Source organism: Streptomyces solincola (genome assembly GCF_002982015.1).
GTDB classification, from domain to species: domain Bacteria; phylum Actinomycetota; class Actinomycetes; order Streptomycetales; family Streptomycetaceae; genus Streptomyces; species Streptomyces solincola.
In genome coordinates this window covers 1-975 of sequence record NZ_PVLV01000689.1, presented here as the reverse complement: position 1 = coordinate 975, position 975 = coordinate 1, and the positions used below count along the sequence as shown (strand labels likewise).

The window sequence follows — 975 nt, the reverse complement described above, 5'->3', positions numbered from 1 at the left end:
GGGAGATGTGTATAAGAGACAGGGGGCGGACAGCGCGGTGTCGGGGCGGGGCTCGGGCATGCGCTCCATGGTCGCAGGTGGTCGATGCTCCCTACACCCTCCTGCGTCGGGACCTTCCGGGACGATGGTCCTAGGCCCCCCTCGGTGCCGGGGCCCGCGCGCGGGGGCTACCGGCGGGTACGGCAGCATGGTCCCGCTACCGCCGACCACGCAGGAGGACCCCATGGCCGCCGCCGCACCCGGGCCGCAGACGCTCGCCGCCTTCGAGGCCGCCCAGGGGTTCATGCCCGTACGGGAGGGGCTGGCGCTGTACGCGGCGGCCGCCGAGGCGGCGGCGCTGGGGCTGCCGCTGCTGGAGGTCGGCACCTACTGCGGGCGCTCCACGATCCTGCTGGCCGACGCGGCCCGGGCGGCCGGCACGGTCGCGGTGACCGTGGACCACCACCGGGGCAGCGAGGAGCAGCAGCCGGGCTGGGAGTATCACGACCCGAAGCTGGTGGACCCGCAGGTCGGGCTGATGGACACGCTGCCGGCGTTCCGCCGCACCCTGCACGCGGCCGGTCTGGAGGAGCACGTGGTCGCGGTGGTCGGCCGCTCCCCGCAGGCGGCCCGGGTGTGGGCGGGCAAGCTGGGGCTGGTCTTCGTGGACGGCGGCCACACCGACGAGCACGCCACCGGCGACTACGAGGGGTGGGCGCCCAAGGTGGCCGTCGGCGGGCTGCTGGTCATCCACGACGTCTTCCCCGACCCGGCGGACGGCGGCCAGGCCCCCTACCGCATCCACCAGCGGGCCCTGGCCTCCGGCGCGTTCGCCGAGGTCTCGGTCACCGACTCGCTGCGCGTGCTGCGCCGGACCGGCCCCGGCGTCTGATCCGGGCCTTCCCCGGCCGCGGCCTTCCAAGGGCCGCGGGGGGCGGACCCGTAGCATGCGCGGGTGCACGACGACGACAGCCCCCGCCCCTCGTCCCCCCAGCC

1 protein-coding gene is annotated in these 975 nt (G+C 76.1%); it reads left to right on the top strand.

Translation table 11 applies throughout. The features are described 5' to 3' along the window. Positions 1-223: 223 nt before the first annotated feature. Entirely contained in the window at positions 224-871 is a 648-nt protein-coding gene (locus C6N75_RS29325; protein ID WP_105871864.1) for a class I SAM-dependent methyltransferase, read from the top strand. The last annotated feature ends 104 nt before the right edge of the window (positions 872-975 follow it).